Raw genomic sequence first — 23,517 nt, 5'->3', positions numbered from 1 at the left:
CGGCAGGAGCTATGGGGGGTGTTGCTCGCTTACAATTTAATTCGATACAAAATGGTATTGATGGCCAAGTCCCTTAAAAGTGTATTCCCAAACCAACTGAGCTTTAGAGATGCCTCATCGCACATCATCCACAAGCTCACTCTGATGCCAATTTATGCGCCGGGTAATGTGCCCGGATTCATCTTGGAAATAGAAAAAAATGCCAGTCAATTCAAGCTTGAAGGAAAGCGAGAACGCAGTTATCCAAGGACGCTAAAGGTATCGAAAAATCGCTACCCGGTGGCTAAAAGTAAAAATGCCGCTCACCTTAAGTGAACGGCATTACCCGATTTGGAGGCTTTTATCAACCACATGCCAGCTTAACTAAAGATAGCCTGCAGAATATAGAAGAAAATTATCGCTAAACCCGCCCCTACTGGCAGTGTAATAATCCAGGAAATGAATATATTGCGCACGACGCCCAGATTAAGTGCCGCAATACCACGCGCTAAGCCTACACCTAACACCGCGCCAACTAATGTTTGGGTGGTAGAGATAGGTAAACCTGCACCTGACGCGATAACCACCGTTGAGGCTGCAGACAGTTCAGCAGCAAAACCGCGGCTTGGGGTTAAATGAGTGATAGCGGTACCTACGGTTTTAATAACCCGTGCACCCAGCGTAGCAAGACCGATAACAATACCAATACCGCCTAACGGCAGGATCCACCATGCCAGCGAAGCTTTACTGACAATCTCACCACCACTGCTTACCACACTCACTACAGCGGCTAGAGGACCAATAGCATTGGCAACATCGTTAGAGCCGTGAGCAAAAGCCATGCAGCAAGCGGTAGTGATCATTAACACACCAAAAATACGCTCGACGTTATTAAACTGCATTTTTTTATCGGCTGCCGGGTCAAATTTCAACCGGCCGATGACCAGTTTACCGATGATACCCACCACTATGGCTACCACAATTGAAATGTAATAACCGTCTGCTGTAGTAAGGTGCAAGCCAACGTGCTTTAAGCCTTTTTGCACCGTAACCAAGGTCATCATAAAGGCGGCAAAACCCATATAGAACGGGACAAACTTTTTAGCGTTAGCCAAAGGCGCATCGGTATCAAAAATGAGTTTTTGCGCACTCATAAAAAACATATAGGCTAAGACACCGGCAAGCATCGGCGTGACAACCCAGCTGCCAACAATACCACCCACTTTGTCCCAATGTACGGCATCAACGCCTACACCTACCGCGGCAAAACCGATAATGGCACCAACAATAGAGTGTGTAGTAGACACCGGCCAGCCAAAATAAGAAGCCACAATTAGCCAGCTGGCCGCTGCTAACAGCGCAGCAATCATGCCATAAACCATTAATTCTGGTGCATCAACAAAGAACGATGCATCTGTAATGCCGCCACGGATAGTAGACGTCACTGAACCGCCGGCTAAATATGCTCCGGCAAACTCAAAAATAGCAGCAATAAAGATAGCTTGTTTTATCGTAAGGGCTTTTGAGCCAACTGACGTACCCATGGCATTGGCTACATCATTTGCACCAACACCATAAGCCATCATAAAACCGAATACGGCGGCGATAACAACTAGAATTAAACCGTATGATTGTAAAATATCCATCAGGAAAACCTTTTATAATTAACGGGCAAGCATAATTTCGAGGCGCGAACCCACTTTCAATGCCACGTCGGCTAAATCACCAACCCACTCCAAGGTACGATATAAAAACATCACATCAATGGGGTTTAGTTCTTGTTCTGCCAGACGTAAGGCTTTACGCAGCTTTATCTGCATATCGTCAGTATCACCTTCAATCATGTCCAGCTGCTCAACCATTTTAATTACTAAATCAACTTCCCGACCACGAAAGCCTGTTTCCAGTAACTCATCTAATTCGTTAATCACTTCACTTGCCAGCTTAGTCGCATCAATACAGCGTTGTACGTATGCTTTAAAACCGTCTTGTAAACTTGCAGGAATAAGTAATTCGCGGCCTAATACCCGGCCAGTGATATCTTTGGTTTTGTTAGCAATTTTGTCCTGCTGTGATACCAATTCTAATATGTCAGTTCGATCTACCGGCAAAAACAGGCCTCGTGGCAGATTAATTCGAATTTCGCGTTTTAATTTGTCGGCTTCCTTTTCCAACATCACGATATTTTTGCGTACGTCCGCCGCAAGCTGCCAATCCTGTTGATAGACAGCATCAAAAAAAGGTAGCAGTAATTCACTCGCCTGATGCACCTTGCGAATATGTTCTTCTATCGGCTTAATCGGTGATTTGGCAAACACGGATAAAAAAGTACTAGCTGGCATAGCCTGGCCTCGTAAGTTGGTTTGACTGTAGTCGGCGCGCATTGTAGCGACATTCAAAGCGCAATAAAAACGAAAAATGAACGCAGAATGAAAATGCCCCGCACAGCCATAGTGCAGGGACATTGCAGACATACAGAAAAAGCATAATTAAATCAGCTACGTGCTTCATGCTCAAGTTGTTCAGCACTGCTGTGGCGTACCACCTTACCTTTAACAAAAAAGATAATATACTCGGCCAAATTCTTACAGCGATCTCCTATACGCTCCAGCGAACGGGCTGACCAGATTACATTCATAATCTTAGGAATGGAACGTGGGTCTTCAATCATATACGTCATTAGCTGGCGGGTAATGGCTTCGTATTCACGGTCAACTTTTTTATCTTCTTTATGCACCAACAACGCTGTTTCAACATCCATCCGCGCAAAAGCGTCTAGTACATCATGCAGCATCTGACCGACGTGACGACCTAAGTTGTCTAAATTAACCAGTAAGTCCTGTTGCTCACTGTTAAATGACTCTAACGCCACTCTGGCGATACGCCGGGTTTCATCACCGATACGCTCCAGGTCTGCAATGGTTTTCATGATGGCCATGATTAAACGTAAGTCACTGGCCGCGGGCTGGCGCTTGACAATAATGCTGGTGCACTCTTTGTCAATTTGTAGCTCCCAGTCATTTACTTTTAAATCAGTGTCGATAACTTTTTGTGCCAACTCGGTATCGGCTGTGGCAATGGCCATCAGCGCATTGTTCAATTGCTGCTCTATAAGTCCGCCCATCGCCATAACATGGTTACGAACAATATCGATCTCTTCATTAAAAGAGCTGGAAATATGTTTACTTAAATTAAGCTGATCCACTGCGCTCTCCGCTAGTCTGAATGAACATTTGCGACACCGTCTATCAGGTCGCATTTTGCATATATGCAGTATAGGCAGAAACGGGGGTACTGTGCCAGCAGCCTAACTTACTGAGTTTCGCAACTTTTTTGTAGCACAATAGTTATAGGATGAAAGTTCTTGCCGCTTTGGTTACAGCTAGACCATTATATTCACAAATATTATTACGAACACATTTAAAAATGCTGACTTGGCGGCTACACTCAGCAAGTGCTTGCGTACATTTTTCCAAAGCAACATCACAAAAAAATCATAATTATTACTCAGGTATGACAGGAAAATATTGAATGAAGCAGTTAGTACTTACATTAATTGGTAAAGATAAAGCTGGTTTAGTCGAGAAACTGGCAACCGTGGTTAGCACACATAATGGTAACTGGATGGCGAGCAACTTAAGTCACCTTGCCGGATATTTTGCTGGCATTTTACAAGTTGAAGTTGCAGAGCAAGATTTGCCAGCCCTGACAGCGGCCCTGGAACAACTCACTGACCTGGATATAAAGATTCAGCACGGCGTGCCTAGCAACCTCAATGCAGAACAGCATCTCAAATTTGTCATTACCGGTAATGACCGCCCAGGCATCGTGCGTGAATTATCTTCGGTTATCAAACATAAAGGCACCAACATTATTCATTTTGAAAGCAGCAAGCAAAGTGCGCCAAATTGGGGCGTACCATTGTTTAACGCAATTGCAACGGTTGAGCTGCCTGCCAGTGTTAGCCGCGACGAAGTGGTAAAGGCATTGGAAGCAATCGCTACTGATATCGTCGTGGATATTGAAACAGAAAACTGAGACTCATTGCAGCCGCATGCCGGCTGCATTCATCTTGCTGTCATAAAAATGCCATAGAGTGATACCCAGTTGTAGTTAGGGAGCTGGAATATGGAATACATCGACGCTGCAAAAGGCACTGAATTTCCCCTTTACCCAAGAGAATTAAGCTGGTTAGCGTTTAATGGCCGTGTGCTACAAGAAGCGGCCGATGAGCGTAATCCGCCGATTGAACGTTTACGGTTTTTAGGCATTTACTCCAATAATATGGATGAGTTCTTCCGTGTACGGGTAGCCGACGTAAAACGCCGGATACTGCTTAAAAAGTATCAGTCGAGTGAACAAGAAGATGCAGAGGCACTGTTGCAAGAAATCCAACAGCAAGTATTGCAGCTAGGAGCCCGCTTTAACGCCATCTATTTAGACATTCAGTTAGAGCTGCGTAAGCATAACATTGAGCTTATCGATCATTTTAAACTGACTGAATTACAATCGGGCTGGGTACGCAGTTATTTTCGTAATGAAGTGATTAAACACATTTCGCCGATGATTTTATCCGGAGATGAAGTCAGCTTACCCAAAGCACTGGATGACAACACCACTTATTTGATGGTGGAAATGACCGGGGCAGGTAAACCTGAATACGCCATAGTGCAAGTGCCGACAAATGAACTGTCGCGCTTTATCGAATTGCCGCTGCATTTAAATACGCGCAAGAAAAATGGCCACTATCGCCGGCAAATATTGTTGTTGGACGATGTCATCGTGCATTGTATTGCCGACCTATTCTCGGGTTTCTTTGAGTTTGACACTATTCAAGCCTATTCGCTGAAGTTAACCCGCGATGCTGAATACAATATCAGTGACACACTGGACCAGAGCCTGATGGACAAAATGTCCAAAGGTATCCGGCAACGTTTAAAATCTGAACCCGTGCGACTGGTTTATGATGCCGCTATGCCAGAGCAAATGCTTAAAGTGCTTAGTAAACAATTAGGTACCAGCTCCGTTGACTCGCTGATCCCAGGCAGTCGGTATCGCAACTTTAAAGATTTTATTGGCTTTCCTAACATTGGTCATCAGAGTTTAGAGTTTCCAACCTTACCGCCACTGCAAAGCCCTGAGTTTGAGCAATATGCAACCAGTTTTGATGCGATACGCGCAGGCGACATTATGCTGCACTACCCGTATCATAATTTTGGTTACTTTACCGAGTGGGTGCGTCAGGCGTCATTTGACCCTAAAGTCAGTCATATCAAGATGACGATGTACCGGGTTGCTAAGCACTCCAGGGTAATACATTCTCTGTTAGACGCCGTTCGAAATGGCAAAAAAGTTACTGTTGTTGTTGAACTGAAAGCCCGGTTTGATGAAGAGAACAATATTAATTGGGCCCGAAAAATGACCGAGGCCGGCATTCAGGTTGTTTTTGGCTTAACCACATTAAAAATACACTCTAAGCTCTGCCTGATTAGCCGCCTGGAAAAAGGCAAGCTAGTGCAATATGGTCATATTGGAACCGGTAACTTTAATGAGAAAACCGCACGCATCTACACCGACATGAGTTTATTCACCTGCCATCAGGAAATTACCGCTGAAATTGGTCAGGTGTTTGAATTTATTGAATACAGCTACCGGCCTTATCAGTTTAAACACTTGATTGTCTCACCAACATGGAGCCGGCCTCGACTCATCCAACTGATCCAGCGAGAAATTGACTTTGCTATTAGTGGGCGCAAAGCGGAAATTTTTCTCAAGATCAATAACCTGGTTGACCAACAAATTGTTGAATTACTCTACCGAGCCAGTCAGGCTGGGGTAAAAATTCGCATCATTGTACGCGGAATGTGTTCGTTAATGCCCGGCATTAGCGGTAAAAGCCAGAACATTAAAATTATTTCTGTATTGGACCGTTTCTTAGAACATGCCCGGGTATATGTGTTTCATAACGGTGGCGAAACAGACGTTTACTTGTCGTCAGCCGATTGGATGACGCGCAATATCGACCAGCGGGTTGAAGTTGGCGTACCCATTTACGATGTGCGTATAAAGCAGCAGGTGCTAGACACCTTAGATATACAGTGGCGGGACAACGTAAAGGCACGTATCATTGATGCTAAACAAAGCAACGCCTATGTTAAACGCGGCAATAAGCGCAGTATCCGCTCGCAGCAGCAGATCTATGATTATTTCGCTCGGCAGCAACAGCAAAATAGCGATAGCGGACTTTAATGAACGACACGGTACTTAATGCTGAACGCCTTGATAATCAAGCCTATATGGCTGCTGTAGATCTTGGTTCAAACTCATTTCACATGGTGATAGCTCGGGTTGTAGATGGTGACATTCAATTGCTCCACCGCGAGAAGCAAAAGGTACAGTTAGCTGAAGGTTTAAATGAGCAACTGGTGCTAAGCGAAGAAGCTATAGAACGCGGCTTAATGGTACTGGCGCAGTTTGCCGACACATTAAAACCTTTTGCGCCGCAATCGGTAAGGGTTATTGCCACTTATACCTTACGCCGTGCAAAAAACACCGCAACCTTTTTGCGCCGGGCTAAAACCGTATTCCCTTTTCCTATAGAGGTCATTTCTGGTCAGGAAGAAGCACGATTTATTTATCAGGGTGTGGCACATTTCGAGCATTTCAGCGGCCGTCGCTTGGTCATCGACATTGGTGGTGGCAGTACTGAATTCGCCATTGGTGAGGGGTTACAGCCCTTGCGTTTAAGTAGCCGTAATATGGGCTGCGTCAGTTATGGCATGCAACATTTCCCGCAGGGCCGTATTAGCGAAAAACGCTTTAGCCGTGCTATTTTGCAAGCAGAACAAGAGCTTGAACCTATAGTCAGTAGCTTCAGAGCGGCGGGCTGGCAGCAAGCGGTCGGCACGTCAGGTACGGTTAAAACTATCCGTGACATTATAGTTGGTTTAGGTTTTAGCACTAACGCGCTGGAATTAGCGCATTTAATGGCATTAAAAGCTCATTTGGTGGAGCAAGAAAACAGCTATCAACTTGATTTACCCGGCCTAACCGATGATCGCAAATTACTGCTGTGTTCTGGATTGGCGATTTTAATTGCCGCCTTTAATCTGCTGCAAATTGAACAAATGGTCTATACCGACGCAGCTCTTCGTGAAGGCGTGTTATACGAAATGAGCGACCGGCTACAGCATCTAGATATTCGCGAAAACAGCGTCGCCAGCATGCAACGGCGATACGATGTTGATATGACACAAGCCGAACGGGTTAGCCAAACTGCATTAACTTTATTTAGCCAGGTGCGTGAGCAATGGCAACTAACCGATGAAGACGCCACTCTACTTGGCTGGGCCGCTACGCTCTATGAAGTGGGTTTACACATTAACTCGTCCGGCGTACAAAAACACTCAGCTTATATTTTGCAAAATGCCAACCTACCCGGCTTTAATCAGGAGCAGCAGCAACTTATTGCTACATTAGTGCGTTTTCACCGGCGAAAAATACGCGCCGATGAGATCCCGGCATTTAGTTTGTATCAGCTACCACAGGTAATTTATCTGCTGGTACTGCTGCGTATTGCTGTGCTGCTAAATCAAAAAAGACGCAATGATTTATTACCAGAATTAATAGCCACCGGCAGCAGCCAATCTTTACAATTGCATCTTCCCGCGGACTGGTTAGCTCAACAAACCTTATTGACCGCAGATTTACAACTGGAACAAAAAGCACTAAAAAAAATTGCCTTTGTGCTGGATTGCCCGGGTTTAGCAGAAGTAAATCCGGGTTAAATATTTCTATCCTCATTTTAGCCAGCTTGGTTTTTTTGATATTAACGCTTAAGGTAGTAACTCATTATTAGTATTGGAGCCGTTATGCACCTTTCGTTAATCAGTTTGGCCTTATTGCCACTATTATTTAGTACTCAGGCTACGGCCCAAACCCAAGCAGAAACTAAAGCGACGCTAAGTAAGCAAATTGAACAGGTAATGCCCAAAGTGATTAGCTGGCGGCGTGATATTCACCAGCATCCGGAACTTTCGAACCGTGAGGTGCGCACCGCAGCCAAAGTCGCCGCGCATTTAGAAAAACTTGGCTTCGAAGTGCGCACCGGCATCGCCCATACCGGTGTGGTGGGTATTTTAACAGGCGGCAAACCCGGCCCGGTGGTAGCACTGCGCGCTGATATGGATGCGCTACCGGTAACCGAACAAACCGGCTTGCCGTTTGCATCCAAAGTAGTCAGTGAATTTAACGGCCAGCAAACTGGTGTAATGCACGCCTGCGGCCACGATGCCCATGTTGCTATGCTGATGGGCGCAGCCGAAGTGCTGGCCAAACAGCAAGCCGAACTTGCCGGTACCATTATGTTTGTATTTCAGCCCGCTGAAGAAGGCCCGCCAGCTGGTGAAGAGGGCGGCGCAAAAATGATGCTGGCTGAAGGTTTATTTGCAAACCCTACCCCATCAGCCATTTTTGGCTTGCATGTGTGGCCCGGTGAGCCAGGGCAATTACAGGTAAAAACTGAAGGTATTATGGCCGCGGCAGACAGCTTTCAAATTACCGTTAAGGGCAAGCAGGTACATGGTTCATCACCATGGCGCGGCATCGACCCAATCAATGTTACCGGCCAACTGATTAACGCTATTAACCTGATACCGGCCCGGCAGATAGATGTTACCAAAGCACCCGCTGTAGTGTCATTTGGTCAGGTACATGGTGGTATTCGCTGGAATATTATTCCCGATGACGTAAAACTGGAAGGCACCATTCGCACCTTTGACAGCGAAATGCGTGAAGACTTAATCGCCCGCATGGCCCACACCAGCGAACATATCGCCAAAGCCAGCGGTGCTGAAGCGGATTTTCATGTGCATAACTTTGCTGCCGTGACCTGGAACGACCCGGCATTGACCGACTGGGCCATGCCAAGCTTAGCATGGGCTGCCGGCGATAAAGGCGTTGCCGCGATAAAACCCATTACCGGCGCAGAAGACTTTTCGTTTTACCAGCAACAAATACCCGGTGTATTTTTCTTTTTAGGTATATCGCCGGACGGCAAGCCACTGAGCGAAGTCCCGCCGAACCATTCACCGATGTTTGATGTTAACGAAGACGCCTTGGTAAACGGCGTGCGGGCATTAACCGGCTTAGCATTAGATTACTTAGCCAATCCACCACATGCTGCCAAAGATTAAGGACAGATTATGACTGAACTGTGCCGTTGCCATTGGGTCGACGTAACCAAGCCGGACTATGTTACTTACCATGACACCGAATGGGGCGTACCGGTGTATGACGATAATAAGCTGTTTGAGTTTTTAACCTTAGAAGCGGCCCAAGCGGGACTAAGCTGGTACACGGTGCTAAAAAAACGCGATAACTACCGTGCTGCTTTTGCCAATTTTGACCCGGTAAAAGTAGCGGCTTTTGATGAAGCCAAAGCGGCAGAGCTGCTGCAAAACTCCGGCATTATCCGTAACCGCTTGAAAGTGGCTGCGGCCATAAATAACGCAGCACGCTTTTTAGAAGTGCAGACCGAGTTTGGCAGCTTCAGCGCCTACCAATGGCAGTTTGTTGGTGGCACACCGCAGCAAAACAGCATTGCCGGGCCTGAGGATTACCGCGCCACCAGCCCGGAGTCTGACGCCTTTAGCAAAGATTTAAAAAAGCGCGGCTTTAAGTTTGTCGGCTCAACTATTATTTACGCCCATATGCAGGCATGCGGCATGGTCAATGATCATCACAATGATTGTTTTCGTAAAGGCACCTGCTAGCCGGTTAAAAGGCACCGCTCAGCGTCAGCTGTAGGCTGGTGCCGTTTTTTTCCTGACTGAAGTACCGGTATGCTAAAGCTCCGCTGCGATCACTGGCATAGACATCACGCTGATAGCGCCGCTTACGGCCAAACAGATCATCTACCTCCAGCTCAAGCTTGATGCCGTTGGGCAGAGCGTATTCCAGATATAGCTGCACCGCTTCCAGACGCTGCTCATGATAAACTTCACCCGGATAAAACGCGGTTTCGCGCTCGGCCAGGTTAAGCACCAGCCCCCAGGCATAGCCAACAGCGGTTTGCCTGAACTCAACCTCGACAACATGTCGCGGCATCCAGGATAACCCGCGATGCCCGGTCAGTGGATCGGCATAGCGTGCATGACGAAATTCATACTCGGCTATCAGCTCACTGTCGTCACTTAACCAACCAGTATCCAGATTGAGCTTAACATCCGCCCCGGTTACGGTGCTGCTACCAGCATTGGCAATGCCCCAACTCGCATCGGCAAATTGCACATATTCATGCGTATCGCGGATTTTCTGCCAGTGTAACTGAGCATTTGCAGTCCAGCTGTTCGCCGCGTCATAGCTGGCTTCGTAGCGCAGCTCTACTATGTGTTCCGGTTTTAGCTGGGCATTACCTGATTGCTGTCTGTCGTAGTACGCATCCTGGCTTGGCATAAAATCGTTAAAATCCAATTGCTCAACTTTAACCTGCGCAGTATAGGTAGAATTGAGGCCGTCAGCGCCATGATGGCTTAGTTTTAGCAGCGGTTTAATATAAAAATTGCTGCTCTGATAACGCTCAGCACTGTGGCTTTGCAAGCGGGATTGCTCGGCGGTCAGCCGGCTGTATAACTGCCACTGCGCTGCCAGACGCACTTTACCGGCAAGGTAAGGTTCAGCCCGGATTTCATTTACTGAACTGTATCCTGATTGCCCGTTATCCGTATTAGCACTGAGCCGGTTATAGCTCAGCTCCAGTCCCACCTCTGGTTGCCAGGCTAAGCTGGGCTCGCTGGCACTGATTTTCAGCGCTTGTTCTGTCGAGCGTTTTTTCTGTATATAAGGTTGCCCACTTGCAGCACCGCCATTTACTGCCTGATGTGCTCTTTGTTCGCGGCGAAACAAAGCATTGCTTTGCCACACCCAGCCACTGTCGCGTTGCTGCTGCCAATCCAGCCCCAGTTCAAGCTGATGCAGTTTATTCCGGTTGTATAGCTGGCCGCTGTCATGCTGCCCCGCTTCAGACCAATATTGTAAATAGTGCTCTTTTTGCCGCTGCTGCATAAGCTGGCTGCTAAACTGCCACTGAGCTCCTGCCACTGTTTTCGCTGATACAACGCCAATGCTGGCATCGTTATAGTCTTCACGATAACGCTCGCTACCGGTTAAATACGTCTGCCCGGCAGGTGTCAGCTCAGAGTAATCGCTATCAGACTGCCACAGTGCTTTTTCACCACGCAGCTGCCACTGGTGTAAAAACCCCAACCACTGCACATTGCTTTGCAGTGATAGCGCAGCAGGCTGCTGCTGGCCAGCATGCGACATCGCCGCTATTTGCCAGTTGACCGGTTGCGCCGCCGTATCCAGTTGCAGATTAATCACCTGGGTATGCTGGCTTACCGCGTTAAAGGGGTGGCCGGCTAAATACACCTGCATCGCACTTATCTGGCCAATGGCAATACCAGACAATACTTGGTCCAGGCTTTGCGATTTATTCATCACCACCATGCCATTTATTAGTATATTACCGGCAGCATTACTCAGCCCGCGCTGGTTATTAGAGTTAATAAACTGAAAACCGGCGACATGGCTGATAATATCCAGCGCCGATTGCCCTGGCATCTGCTGCAAATCGGCCTGGCTGTACTGGCTTACTTCCTGCCCCTTCGCTGTCGTAATATCAGGCCAGGTTGCCAGCAGAAGTAGTGACAAACATAACGCGGGACCCGGTGTAACACCCATAACAAAACATCCTGTGACTAAGTTTCAATCTGCGCCATTAAATGCAGCACCAACTGCAAGCTCAAGCTAAAAGGGGTAATTGGGCGGTTTTAGGGATGAATGGACAGACCCGTCCAGCCGTCAAAACCAGCTGGGATAAGCAGACGTCAACAGCGCCGACATTAAGCCACTTGCTGCAGACAGGCCTTGACGCTGTGTTTATGCGCTTTACTGAGCGCAACCACCCGGCCACTTTTAAGCTCGACATAGCCACTGCCGGAAGATTTTAACCGTACACGGGCGATATGCTGAATATTGACCAGATGGGCGCGGTGGGTACGAATAAACATTTGCTGCGGTAGTTGAGTTTCGATGTCTTTTAGCGTGGCACGTTTAAGCCAGGTGCGATCAGCAGTGCAAACTTCGACATAGTTACTGGCAGCGTTAATCTGAATAATATCGTCGAAGCACAGCTGCATAGCCCCTTCTGACTGCTCAATAGTCAGCGTTTGGCTATCTGCGTTGTCGGCTTGAGTCAGCTGTGCTTGTGGCAAAGTCAGATATCGTTGCCAGATAAACACATTGATAAAAATAGCCAACGCATGCACAGGGGCAAAATACAACAGACTGTAAGCAATGCTGTCGTTAAGCACTATTAAATCAAACAGTGCCTGACACCACATGGAATTGATAAATATCAGTGCGCAAATTTGCAGATAACGGCGCTGGGTTAACTGGCGTTTATCAGCAGCCCGGCTTAGTAACCGGAACAACAACGGCGTAAACAGCAACCATAAGCCCCACTCCTGCAATGCCCACAGTGGATGATTATTCAGTTTATCGTCTTCAGGCACCCAGAGGTCATGCAGCTTGTCTATCAGGCTTAAGAACACGATCACCCCACTCCAACCGAGTAAGGACACTAACCATTCTTTACGACATTGCTGGTCCATTGCGCCTCTATATCCAAATTATCTATCAGAGCCCCAAAAAAGCACGCAAGGGGGCTTATTCACCCGGCTATATTACTTAATTACGCGGCATTGTTAAAACAAAGTTTGAACTACAACAGTGCTATAACATTGCTACTGCAATGGTCACTTTTATTGCTCTTTTGCCCACTGGCAACAATACTTAGGCTTACTGTAACTTTTTGTTACCGCTAACCGGCAACAAATGGCCTGTTGCTATAACGGATCTGCTGTTATGAAAATCTGTGCTGCTCTGCTGCTAGTACTGTGTCCTTGGCTAAGCCAAGCCAATGCAGTATTTACCATATGCTATGAAGGCGCTGGCATGGCGCCATTTATCAGTGCCGGCAACGATGGCAGCCAGCCCGTTGGCCTGCTGGTTGAGATGCTAAATGCGGCAGCGGCCCCCTTGGAAATCACCTTGCAGTACCAACAAGCGCCATGGCTTAGATGCCAAAAAATGGTACAAGAAAATCAGCTAAATGCCACCTTGGCAATGATTTGGTCACCCGAGCGCGCCTTACTGTATCGCTTTCCAGACCAGCAAAGCGGTACTGAGCTGTCAAATCGCTATCTATGGCAGGCTGAATATCCGGTATTACATACTGTCGATAAACCCTTCTCGCTAGCGCAATATCAACCTCAGTTTGGCATTAGTGCACCGCTGGGATACATTGTCGAACAATGGCTACAGCATAAAGGTTGGCTTAGCCCCTACAAGTTTACGCCGGACGAAGGCCTGAAAATGGTTGCTGAAGGAAAACTGGATGGGTATAGCGTCGAACGTCTTATAGGGCGCTATCAACTACAACAGCTAGGCCTTACCGACAAAGTGGCTGTCAGTGACGATAACTTATTAGTTAAAAATTGGCATATCGTCTTCAACCCGGACTTTTATGCCAATAACACTGAGCTGGTCGAGCAGTTTTGGTTTAACCTTATCGCCGCCAGAAAACATCTGGAGGCGACTTTCCCTCAAACCCAAACCACATCACCGAATTAACACCTCAAGCTGCTGGCTAAACAAAACTTTCCGTAGAGATATCATGCCTTTTTTGCTTTTTTAGCTAAGCTGATTACTTATATGTTGTTATAACAGGGAATATGAATGGGACTGGTAAATGATTTTCTTAACGGTGACTTTATGCCGCATGGTCACTGTTTATTATGGCGTACCGATTTACTTATCTTGCATGTGGGTGGCGATATATTAACGTTTGTTGCCTATATGCTCATTCCTATTGCGCTGATTCGATTAGTCCGGGCACGCGATGATCTGCATTTCGGTTGGATTTTCCTCATGTTTGCCGGTTTTATTTTCTTTTGCGGTGCCACTCATTTACTCGGGGTTATTAATGTATGGCACGGTTATTACTATATTCATGGTGTGGTTAAAAGCCTTACCGGCCTTATCTCCATTACTACTGCGGTCTTGCTTTGGTACATGTTGCCTTATGCGATAAATCTACCCAGCAAACGCCAGCTACAGTCAAAAATTATCCAGTTAACAGAGGTAGAAAAGCAGCTGGCAGAGTCTAACCTACGCTTAGAAGTTGAAGTCAGCAAACGCACGGCACAATTAGAAAAAATGGCCACTACTGACGAGTTAACCGGTTTATTTAACCGCCGTGAGATTTTGCGCTTGTTAGCATTAGAAATTTCGCGCAGTACCCGCCAGCAAAGTACGCTAAGTATCATGATGCTGGATCTGGATGACTTTAAAGCGATAAATGATAACTACGGTCATCTCACTGGCGACCAAACGTTAAAGCATGCCGCTGAGTGTTTTAGTCGAATTGTACGTAAAACAGATTTTATTGGTCGAATTGGTGGTGAAGAGTTTCTAATTGTACTGCCTGATACGCCTGCAACCAGTGCAGTAGCGCTGGCAGAGCGGATCAGAGAAGCTAAACAATGCGCTACAGAGCAAAGCACAATACCAGCTTGTACTGTTAGTATTTGTGTGGCGCAGTGTGTTGCCACTGATGATCAACAAAGCCTGATCCAACGCGCAGATGAATGTTTGTATCAAGCAAAAGCCGCAGGGAGAAATTGTGTACGCCAAGTAGCACAGCAATAAGGCATTTCTATCTAGCAGGTATAATAGGAGGACGATGACCACTTCTCTGCAAATGACTTAGTGCGCTTTGGTAAACATTTACCGGATGTTTTTGCAGTTTGAACAACACGCTTCAAATGAATGAGGATGTAAAAAGGCCAGTGAGCGATAAGCATCACCAGCCTTATTTCGTAAACGGGATTGTTTAGGCTTTTTTGCTCACAATCCAGCGATCAATTTTCTGCTCTAAAATGGCAAGAGGGATACCGCCTGTATTGAGAACCTGCTCATGGAACTGGCGAATATCAAAGTCTTTACCTAAGGATTTTTCAGCTTTTGCGCGCAGCTGTTGTATTTTCAGCGCCCCCACCTTGTAAGACAACGCTTGGGACGGAATAGCGATGTAGCGTTCAACTTCAGCTACCACTTCTGTGCGTGTCATGCCAGAATTGTCCAACATAAAATCAATGGCTTTTTCACGGCTCCAACCTTTAGCGTGTAGACCTGTGTCGACCACTAAGCGCATCGCGCGTAATTGCTCGTCTTGCAATGTGCCATAACGATTCCACGGGTCTTTAAAAAAGCCCATTTCATAGCCAAGGGTTTCAGAATAGAGCGCCCATCCTTCACCGAAAGCCGGTAGGAAGCTAAAACGCATAAACGACGGTAATGCGTCATTTTCCTGCGCCAGGCTTACCTGAAAGTGATGACCTGGCGCGCCCTCGTGAAGATACAAGGTAACATTGCCTGTAGTCAGTCTGCTGGGTAAATCATAGGCGTTAAAATAGAACACACCTGCGCGTGAGCCATCTGGCGTACCTGGTTGGTATGAACCACCGGCGCTAAACTGCTCAATAGCCGGGTCATAGGGCTTAATTTCCAGCTTTGACTTGGGCAATAGCGAGAAGTATTCACCAATTTTCTCATCAACTTCGCGGCCTATTTTATAGTAGCTTTGCGTAAGCGCTTCACGGCTTTCAGGCTTAAACTTCACATCGGTGCGCACGTAATCGAAGAACTCGTTTAACGTGCCGGCAAACTTCACCTCTTTCATTATTTCAAGCATATCGCTTTTAATACGCTTCACTTCTTCCAGGCCAAGCTTATGCAGTTCGTCTGGCGTCATGGGCAAGGTTGTTGAGGCTTCTACCATAAGTTGGTACAGTTTTTCACCGCCCTTCATTTGGCTTAAGCCAACCGTTTCGCGGGCTACCGGTAAATATTCATCCCGCAAGAAGTCACGCATGCGCATGTTAGCGTCATAAATAGCCTGTGTTGCCACTTCATAGTCTTTTGTTAAGCGCGCCTTTTGCTCTTCGGTAAAGCTTTCTGGAAACAGGTTGATAGGCCCCCAGTATTGCGATTCTTTTAATGGAATTTCAAGCTGGGTATCGAACTGCTTAATAACACGATCAATAGTTAGCTTCGTTTCAAACACGCCGGTTTTCATCCCTTCACGGAATTTATCAATCGCACGCTCAGAAATGGCAATGTAATCTTCATGACGCGATAAATTGTTGTCGTAATCCTCAACGGTTTTAAAAGGTGCCGCCCCTTTTCCGCTGGCAAAGGTTGGGTAAAATGTATGGAAACCGCTGAAATGATTAACCGGGCGTACTTCGGTCAGAGCTCGAATTTCATCTGTAGACATTTCAAGTGCACGTTCTTGATTGTATTTGAACACGTCATAAGCAAGCTTATCGGTGTCACTTAGCTTAGTTATGTCAATCTGCTTAAGCTCAGACAAATTCAATAATGTATTCGTTTTGGCGGCAAAACTATGCGCATCGGTAAGAAAGTCACCCAATCTATCGGCTCTTCGCATATCGCCACGAAATAAGCCCATAACCGGATTAAGTGCCAAATTACGCTCATCTGACGCCGCAAAAATAGCGAACAAACGGTCATGCTCACTTTGCACTACCTGCTTTGTTGCGCTCTTAGCTAGATGCTCAGTTTTTCCTGCCGCATGCTCATGTGCCATTATTGACGCACTGCCTAGCGCTATGGCTACAGCGCTACTTACTAATAACATGTTCAATGTTTTCATCAGTTATCCTTGATTGTCAGGTTGCACCCTGCTGTTGTTTTTATTCTTATTTTACGGCACTAACTTATGCCCAAATATTTAGGTAGCCATAACGCGCATACCAGCACGAGTTATGAAAAAATAACAGGGTTAACTGTAGGTTGGATAAGCATTAAGTGCTACACGCAAACCATTTCAAGCTGTTACTAAGTGTGTCAGTAAATTTGACTATGCTTCATTAAACGCTAAATGGATAAATTTAATAAAATGATTTCATCCCAGAAAAAACAGAACCAGGAATTTTCTTTAATCGATACGCCCTCGTCCCAAAACCAATTTGAAAACCAAAAAAAAATATTTTATCTTACCAATTAAGATTAAAATTGATTACCAATTAGAACTTTCCGCTATGAGAAGCTATCATAGCGGAACAGGATGCCAGACTTTTGCGAAGCTCTACAGGTTCAGGGTACAATCGGTGTAAGTACATGTATTACCAATGGCAAGACTTAAAGGGATACCAATCATGAAGAAACGCAGACGTTTCTGGACAGTTGTTGAAAAGTTAGAAGCTTTGATAGACAAAGGAGTTTACCCTGCAGGGAGCCGCCTTCCGGCTGAACGAGAGCTTGCCGAGGCTTATGATGTAAGCCGTCCGACCATACGCGAAGCAATCATCGCACTGGAAGTCAGAGAGAGAGTGGAAGTAAAAACAGGATCAGGCGTATATGTCACTGACTTTGCTGGATCAGACTCTTCACTCAAGTCCATCAGCGCATTTGAACTCACTCAGGCCCGTGCATTGGTAGAAGCAGAAGCGGCAGCTTTAGCCGCCGCCACCATCCGGGAAACCGAGCTTTCAGCTCTTAAGCAGGCGCTGGATGATATGTCGTCTGCAGAAAAGGCAGATGAGGCTGATCAACGATTCCACGAGATCATTTCCAGAGCAACACGTAACAATGCCATTGTCATGTCTATTAACAACCTTTGGAAAGTCAGACGGAATGAGCCGCAAGTGATTGCCGCTTATAAGGATGTATGCTCGCAGGGTATAGAGCAACGGATCAAAGAACATACCGCTATTTATGACGCCATTGCCAAACGTGACTCATCAGCGGCAAGAAAAGCCATGCATAATCATTTTAACCGTCTGATCAACGCATTGTTCGAGGCAAGCGAAGCAAAAGCGTTAGAGGAGATCAAACGTAAAACGGATGAGACCCGGGGTTTGTATTCTATTTCTCACCTGACTAAGTAAAAACTGTTTGCGTAACCCAGTCCACATCTGGAACGGTTTTTTCCTGACAACAGGCTCTGACACAGGGCCTGTTTTTTTCTTGCTACATACAAAAAAAGCAAGCCATCAGGCTTGCTTCAATAAATGCATCTACTTTGAGATTGCCAGAACCGGTTGTCTAAGACAACCAGCCGCTGGCAAGTTGAATTAAAACCTATAGCTGGCACCAAAGGTTATCCGACGGTCGGTTAACCCCTGGAAGCAAAGCAGTGCGCCTTCATTAACACAAGATTGGCGAACATCAGATTCCGTCAGGTTAACGGCTTCAATGCCAACATTGAGCTGATCGTTTACGTCATAACTGATACTGGCATTGAGCTGGCCTCTGTCTTCCTGTACAACAGGGAAGCCCCAGGGATAACTTGATGTGCTGCCAAAATCGTTTGAGCGAAACCCTTCACGCCATGTATAACGCATCCGGGCAGACAAGCCATATTTTTCGTAATACAAGGTAAAGTTGTAGGCATTTTCAGATAAATTGAGTAAGCCCTGAACGGCAGTAACGTTCAGTGAACCTGTACCACCTGTTGAAGCAGCAAAGACCTGACTAGGACGACTGGCGGAGGTATTGACCGCCTCACCACCAGAAAACTCCTGAATGGTATAGTTTGCCACCACACCAAAACCAGATGCCCAGCCCAGCTCGTCTTCGAAAGCAGACAGGTCATACTGGAATGCCATTTCGATGCCTTTTTGCGTGGTGTCTTTAGTGTCATTAATGATACTGGAGAATGGAACACAAACACCGACGTCAGAACTTACCGGACCAAACACGTTGATCAGGGCAATGGGGTTCCAGATCCCGCCCTGCTCACACACCGGACCAATAATGTCGCGATATCCAGTGACAGGCTCTGAATATGGATCATCTTGTTGACCCACATGTACATCCTTACGTGTTTTGTGGAAATACCCGATACTGACAACTGCGGCCTCAGCAAAATACCAATCGGCAGAAATATCAAAAGAGGTGACCACTTCGGGTTTTAAGTAAGGGTTGCCACCGGCTACCGGCGGATTGGGGCTAGTGCTGAATGTATAAGAACTTGAAAGGTCACTAAAATTCGGACGACGTATATCCTTACCATAAGCGGCGCGCAGCACCAGATCGTCGGTGATATCGGCGGCCAGGTTAATCCGCGGCAGCACAAAACTGTAATCACTTGAGGTGGTTTCAGCGACGACGTCTCCGTTCACGCTGCGGTTCCCGGTTGAATCAAGATCGGTTTTGATATAGCGCACCCCAAGATTACCGCGGAACATGCCAGCTTCAAAATTTGCCTGAGCATACAGTGCGTTGGTTGACTCACTGATATCATAAAAACCCGCAACCGATGACGTTGGTTTATTCAGTGGTTTTGAACCGCCATGGGCCGTAATGGCGTTAGCCAACGCAAGTAAATACCCGTTCAGGATCAGAGCCTACCAGCGCCGGATTCACCAGCAGAAAATCTTTAACATAGAGCGATCTACCATCTGCGGCATTAAAGTTAGCAGGCCCGGTTGTCAGGATATCAGCAAACATATCGCCACTGGGAGAATCCGCCATCCTGGACAAACTGACATTTGAGCCCACGACGTTGGACACACTGGACGTCTTGTTATAGCGGTAGCCTACGTCAAGCGTAGTAAAAATTGACATATTCAAATCGTAACTAAGATCAATACGCGCGGCATCTTCGGTATTTTCGTTGGTATTATTTGCGACTGCCACCGCTTGCAACCTGTAGTTGGCTGGGTCGAGCAAATCAGCGGGGGCGGGGGCATTCTCTGCGCCAAATGCAATCCCGAAGGCCAAGGCACCACCACTTAAGTCATACTCAAACGGTGTACCGTTATCGTTAGCAGAACCAATTGCCGCATTGGGATTGACAAAGTTAAGTGTGGTATCAATTCTGGGGGTCGCAGAATCAGATGAAGATGAGGATATCTCGGCACTTATTTTATAATTATCCCCCAGATATTCCCCACCTAGCCGGAATATTTTGCTCTTGGTGGACCGGGAACGGGTGTCACTGGATAAGCGTAAATTGCCGTCTGAACCGTCAGACTGAACCGGAATGATGCCTTTAAGGGCGGCTTGGATGCTACCAAGATCGACGCCATCTAAAGCGCCAAAATCAATCGTTTCAAATTCAGTGGGAACCGAGACACCAATAAGATCGCTCACCCCGGACGCCTGAACCCTTGAACTCTCCTCCCGGCGATCCTGATCATTTACAATCGCATCAAACCAAAATTTGCTGCTGCTGTTTGGCGCCCACTCAAAAGAACCGGCAAAATTCTTCGTCTCATATTCAAAATTATCGTAATCCTGGATCAAAAACTGAATGGGCAGATAATGGAAACTTTGCGCGCTTGCTAAACCGCTGTCAGAACGCACCAGATTGTCACGGTCAGCCCGGGGGCGAAATGCAGTGACATCTTGTTCAGCGTAGCTACCACTAATGACAACACCAAACTTACCATGGTCATTTTCCCAATTATCACCAAAGGTTCCTGACAAGCGCGGTTTTACGCCATCGGTGGATAAACTGCTGTCTTCACCCTGAACTCTGAATGCTGCCAGCGTTTCACTTAACTCAAGTGGGCGAATAGTTCTTAAGTTAATTGTTCCACCTACAGAGCCTTCAATTGTTTTTGCTTGTGGCGCCTTTGTTACCTCTACAGCTGCAATAATCGATGCAGAAACATCTTCAAAGTCAATACCACTTCGACCAGCACCCGAGCCCACCGTAGATACACCATTAATTTCAGTGCGGTTTGCATCCGTACCACGAATTTGAACGCCGGTACCGACACCCGCCGAGCGGGTAATCTGAACACCAGTAATATTTTCGAGTACTTCCGCCAGGTTTTGATCGGGTAACTTACCGATATCTTCAGCTTGAATAACTTCGACTAAGCTGGCCGCAGAACGCTTTTCGGCCAACGCATTTGTCAAAGAACTTCTGATCCCTAATACCTCGATGATTTCGATATCTGTCGGCTCTGTCTCTGGCTGTTGTGCGTTAGCAGTGAACGCGATACCCAGCGCCGTTGTAGACAGTATTGCCAAGCTTATTTTTGATAGTGTGTGCCTCATCCTTTTTCCCCGTCTGACATTAAACACAAATTAAATTTGAAGCCAAAACTGCAACCTCAAATTTTCCTCCCCCGAGCCTGAGCGCCAATATTCTGAAAAGAATAACTCCCGGCAGTTTTATTATATTGCTTTATGTTTACACCCAGTTGAGATATTGGTCAACCCATTGGTTGCATTTTTGGCTGACAATTTTGTGTTACCAATAAGGAGAGGGGATAATGTTAAGATAAAAAAGACAGATAAAACAAACTACAATATTGTTTTATACAAAGTTAAATGACTATTCGAAGTATCTTGATGAGACATTAATATTGGATAGTCCATACTAGCTATCGATGGTAAGCTGGTTTAAATATAGTGCCAGCATCCACCAGGAAAATATTTTGGTTAACCAATTATGGGTTGATGGTAATTAATTTCAATGCGGTAAGTGGGACCAGGAATACCACAAAGCCAGATGTTTACCAACATCTATTAATCATGCTAGTAGGAGAAAAGGTGATGTCTTGGCAGTCAAAAAGCATCCGGCAACTGAGCAAAGTAGTTATCGTCACAAGCTTGGCATTCGCTGTGGCCGCCTGCGGGGGTAGTAGTGACGCTAATGTCACAACCCAAATTCCGCCGCCCCCCACTGTGAGCGCACCACCTGAGCAATGCAGTAATCAGGTTTACCCGATACTATCTGCCACCGATGACATGACCGACGCGGCATACCCGGCAGCCAATGCCATTGATGGCAACACGACGTCCAATTCAAGATGGTCAAGTGATGATAACAATGCCGCGCTGAAATTGGATTTGGGCAGCAGTAAAACCCTGGGTGCACTCACCATTAAGTGGTTTGCAGGCGATAAACGTATCGCGAGATTTGCCATACAAACCTCTACCGATAACACAGGCTGGACCACAGTATTGTCAGAAGCAAATTCCAGCGGCAGACATAGTGGCTTCGAATTGGTAAATATTTCGTCATTACCAGTGCGCTTTATCAAGATAATCGGACTTGGCAATAACCAAAACCACAACAATGCCATTGTTGAAGTGCAGGCGCATCGATGCCAGGACGCCGGAGGGAACTTCAGCGAGCGCTTCCCCAATGAATTGGGTATTGAGTTGATAGACTGGTACCTGAGTATCCCTACTGATGAGGACAACAGTGGCACCGCCGACTCCATTTCGGAAACAGAGCTTGCAGACGGTTATACCAATTCTGAATTTTTTTATGCCTCAACTGATGGTGGCATTGTTATGCGCTCACCCAGTTATGGTTTTAAAACCTCTGCCAATACCAGTTATGTAAGGGTTGAACTACGGGAAATGTTACGCCGTGGCGACCTTAGAATCAGCACTCAGGGTGTGAATAAAAATAACTGGGTGTTTGGCAGTGCATCAGCGCAGGGAAAAAATAATGCAGCTGGCTTCGACGGTGAACTGAGGGTAACAATGGCGGTCAATCAGGTTACCACCACTGGTGAAAATTATCAGATTGGCCGGGTAATCATTGGTCAAATCCACGCCAATGACGATGAGCCTGTGCGCTTATATTACCGGAAACTGCCAGGAAACGATCGCGGCGCCATCTATTTCGCGCATGAGAGCCGGGTTAAAGACAGCGACGGTGACAACTTTGAAACTTATGTCGACATGATTGGCTCTCGCAGCAACACCGCTGCAAACCCAGTAGAGGGTATCGCCCTGAATGAGATTTTTAGTTACCACATCAGCGTTAACGTTAACTTACTCACCGTCACCATTAGCCGAGAAGGCAAGGCCGATGTTGTGGCTCATTATGATATGTCTGACAGTTTGTATGATCAGGATGAGCAGTACCACTATTTCAAAGTGGGCGTGTATAACGTTAACAATTCAAGCAACGCCGAAGAGTTTGTCCAGGCGACGTTCTATGACATTAAAAACAGCCATATCGGATACTTAGGCAGCGAATAGCCTAAGTAGATTTACGGATTATCGTGGCACACTTTATGTGGATAAGTTTTAACTTGATGCCTCAGGTTTCGACTAATTGAATTTAATCCAATCTCAATGTCTCATATGTGCCCAGGCTGTGTAAAAACTCATATTTTCCGCTCTTTCAGCGGTTCGCCAGTATGCACTGTTAGTGCCTCGCTGAAATAATGAGTGTGCGTTTTAGTTTTCATTCAGTGCGGTTCGGAGGCTTATTAAGTCCGATATTGAGCGTTATGGGTGTGGTATCAGGAGCTAAAGCGACTACAGCCGCTAGCCGTAACGCTCTTGCAGCTTTTTAGTTAATCCTTCAGAACCCCAGATGGACATCATTCTTTTGAGGTTATAAGCCAGCACATGCAAACTGATTTCCGTGCTAACGTTCTTAAATCGCCGCGTCAGTAAGTGTGT

At 46.5% G+C, this 23,517-nt stretch carries 17 protein-coding genes and 1 pseudogene; 10 read left to right on the top strand and 8 right to left on the bottom strand.

The window, feature by feature from the left end; all coding sequences use genetic code 11:
* Positions 1 to 315, top strand: a pseudogene (locus H595_RS22610) (IS4 family transposase); the annotation flags it as partial.
* A 44-nt stretch (positions 316 to 359) separates the two neighbouring features.
* Here H595_RS22610 and H595_RS0116130 read toward each other — a convergent pair.
* The 3 genes from H595_RS0116130 to phoU form a co-directional block, all read right to left on the bottom strand.
* Complete coding sequence (locus H595_RS0116130; RefSeq protein WP_027672137.1) at positions 360 to 1,625, bottom strand: inorganic phosphate transporter; 1,266 nt, start codon at positions 1,623 to 1,625, stop codon at positions 360 to 362.
* 18 nt (positions 1,626 to 1,643) lie between these two features.
* Positions 1,644 to 2,321: a TIGR00153 family protein gene (locus H595_RS0116125; RefSeq protein ID WP_027672136.1), complete on the bottom strand. Its 678-nt coding sequence runs from the start codon at positions 2,319 to 2,321 to the stop codon at positions 1,644 to 1,646.
* Between the two features lie 152 nt (positions 2,322 to 2,473).
* Positions 2,474 to 3,184, bottom strand: coding sequence for a phosphate signaling complex protein PhoU (gene phoU, locus H595_RS0116120; RefSeq protein ID WP_027672135.1), 711 nt, complete (start codon positions 3,182 to 3,184; stop codon positions 2,474 to 2,476).
* Positions 3,185 to 3,510: 326 nt separating this feature from the next.
* On the opposite strand from phoU, the gene H595_RS0116115 reads away from it, so the two are divergent.
* The 5 genes from H595_RS0116115 (at position 3,511) to H595_RS0116095 (ending at position 9,752) form a co-directional block, all read left to right on the top strand.
* Positions 3,511 to 4,017: a glycine cleavage system transcriptional repressor gene (locus H595_RS0116115; RefSeq protein ID WP_027672134.1), complete on the top strand. Its 507-nt coding sequence runs from the start codon at positions 3,511 to 3,513 to the stop codon at positions 4,015 to 4,017.
* A 90-nt stretch (positions 4,018 to 4,107) separates the two neighbouring features.
* Positions 4,108 to 6,228: a polyphosphate kinase 1 gene (gene ppk1, locus H595_RS0116110; protein ID WP_027672133.1), complete on the top strand. Its 2,121-nt coding sequence runs from the start codon at positions 4,108 to 4,110 to the stop codon at positions 6,226 to 6,228.
* Complete coding sequence (locus H595_RS0116105; protein ID WP_027672132.1) at positions 6,228 to 7,766, top strand: Ppx/GppA phosphatase family protein; 1,539 nt, start codon at positions 6,228 to 6,230, stop codon at positions 7,764 to 7,766. Before ppk1 ends, H595_RS0116105 begins: the two co-directional genes overlap by 1 nt.
* 84 nt (positions 7,767 to 7,850) lie before the next feature.
* The gene (locus H595_RS0116100; protein WP_027672131.1) at positions 7,851 to 9,173 is read left to right on the top strand and encodes an amidohydrolase; all 1,323 of its coding nucleotides are present in this window, start codon (positions 7,851 to 7,853) and stop codon (positions 9,171 to 9,173) included.
* Positions 9,174 to 9,182: 9 nt separating this feature from the next.
* Positions 9,183 to 9,752, top strand: a complete 570-nt coding sequence (locus H595_RS0116095; protein WP_027672130.1) for a DNA-3-methyladenine glycosylase I — start codon at positions 9,183 to 9,185, stop codon at positions 9,750 to 9,752.
* Between the two features lie 4 nt (positions 9,753 to 9,756).
* On the opposite strand, the gene H595_RS0116090 is transcribed toward H595_RS0116095, so the two are convergent.
* A complete protein-coding gene (locus H595_RS0116090) occupies positions 9,757 to 11,721 on the bottom strand; it encodes a TonB-dependent receptor (RefSeq protein WP_027672129.1) in 1,965 nt (654 codons plus the stop codon).
* A gap of 161 nt (positions 11,722 to 11,882) precedes the next feature.
* Positions 11,883 to 12,653 (bottom strand): LytTR family DNA-binding domain-containing protein, encoded by a 771-nt coding sequence (locus H595_RS0116085; protein ID WP_027672128.1) that lies wholly within the window; start codon positions 12,651 to 12,653, stop codon positions 11,883 to 11,885.
* Positions 12,654 to 12,906: 253 nt separating this feature from the next.
* Here H595_RS0116085 and H595_RS0116080 point away from each other — a divergent pair, with 253 nt between their 5' ends.
* Entirely contained in the window at positions 12,907 to 13,674 is a 768-nt protein-coding gene (locus H595_RS0116080; RefSeq protein ID WP_027672127.1) for a substrate-binding periplasmic protein, read from the top strand.
* Positions 13,675 to 13,779: 105 nt separating this feature from the next.
* Entirely contained in the window at positions 13,780 to 14,751 is a 972-nt protein-coding gene (locus H595_RS0116075; protein WP_027672126.1) for a GGDEF domain-containing protein, read from the top strand.
* 184 nt (positions 14,752 to 14,935) lie between these two features.
* Here the strand turns inward: H595_RS0116075 and H595_RS0116070 are convergent, their stop codons facing one another.
* Positions 14,936 to 16,780: a DUF885 domain-containing protein gene (locus tag H595_RS0116070; RefSeq protein WP_027672125.1), complete on the bottom strand. Its 1,845-nt coding sequence runs from the start codon at positions 16,778 to 16,780 to the stop codon at positions 14,936 to 14,938.
* Between the two features lie 505 nt (positions 16,781 to 17,285).
* Between H595_RS0116070 and H595_RS0116065 the strand changes: the two genes are divergently transcribed.
* Positions 17,286 to 18,017, top strand: coding sequence for a FadR/GntR family transcriptional regulator (locus tag H595_RS0116065; RefSeq protein ID WP_027672124.1), 732 nt, complete (start codon positions 17,286 to 17,288; stop codon positions 18,015 to 18,017).
* A gap of 186 nt (positions 18,018 to 18,203) precedes the next feature.
* Here the strand turns inward: H595_RS0116065 and H595_RS24440 are convergent, their stop codons facing one another.
* Together H595_RS24440 and H595_RS24435 are read right to left on the bottom strand one after the other, a co-directional pair.
* A complete protein-coding gene (locus H595_RS24440; protein WP_205623251.1) occupies positions 18,204 to 19,448 on the bottom strand; it encodes a TonB-dependent receptor domain-containing protein in 1,245 nt (414 codons plus the stop codon).
* Positions 19,441 to 21,141, bottom strand: a complete 1,701-nt coding sequence (locus H595_RS24435; RefSeq protein WP_205623250.1) for a TonB-dependent receptor plug domain-containing protein — start codon at positions 21,139 to 21,141, stop codon at positions 19,441 to 19,443. Before H595_RS24435 ends, H595_RS24440 begins: the two co-directional genes overlap by 8 nt.
* A gap of 501 nt (positions 21,142 to 21,642) precedes the next feature.
* On the opposite strand from H595_RS24435, the gene H595_RS0116055 reads away from it, so the two are divergent.
* Positions 21,643 to 23,088, top strand: coding sequence for a polysaccharide lyase family 7 protein (locus H595_RS0116055; RefSeq protein WP_240474923.1), 1,446 nt, complete (start codon positions 21,643 to 21,645; stop codon positions 23,086 to 23,088).
* The last annotated feature ends 429 nt before the right edge of the window (positions 23,089 to 23,517 follow it).

Origin of the sequence: Rheinheimera baltica DSM 14885 (assembly GCF_000425345.1) — a bacterium.
Taxonomy (GTDB): domain Bacteria; phylum Pseudomonadota; class Gammaproteobacteria; order Enterobacterales; family Alteromonadaceae; genus Alishewanella; species Alishewanella baltica.
Note: the sequence above shows the minus strand (reverse complement) of the source record. Positions and strands in the feature narration are given on the sequence as shown.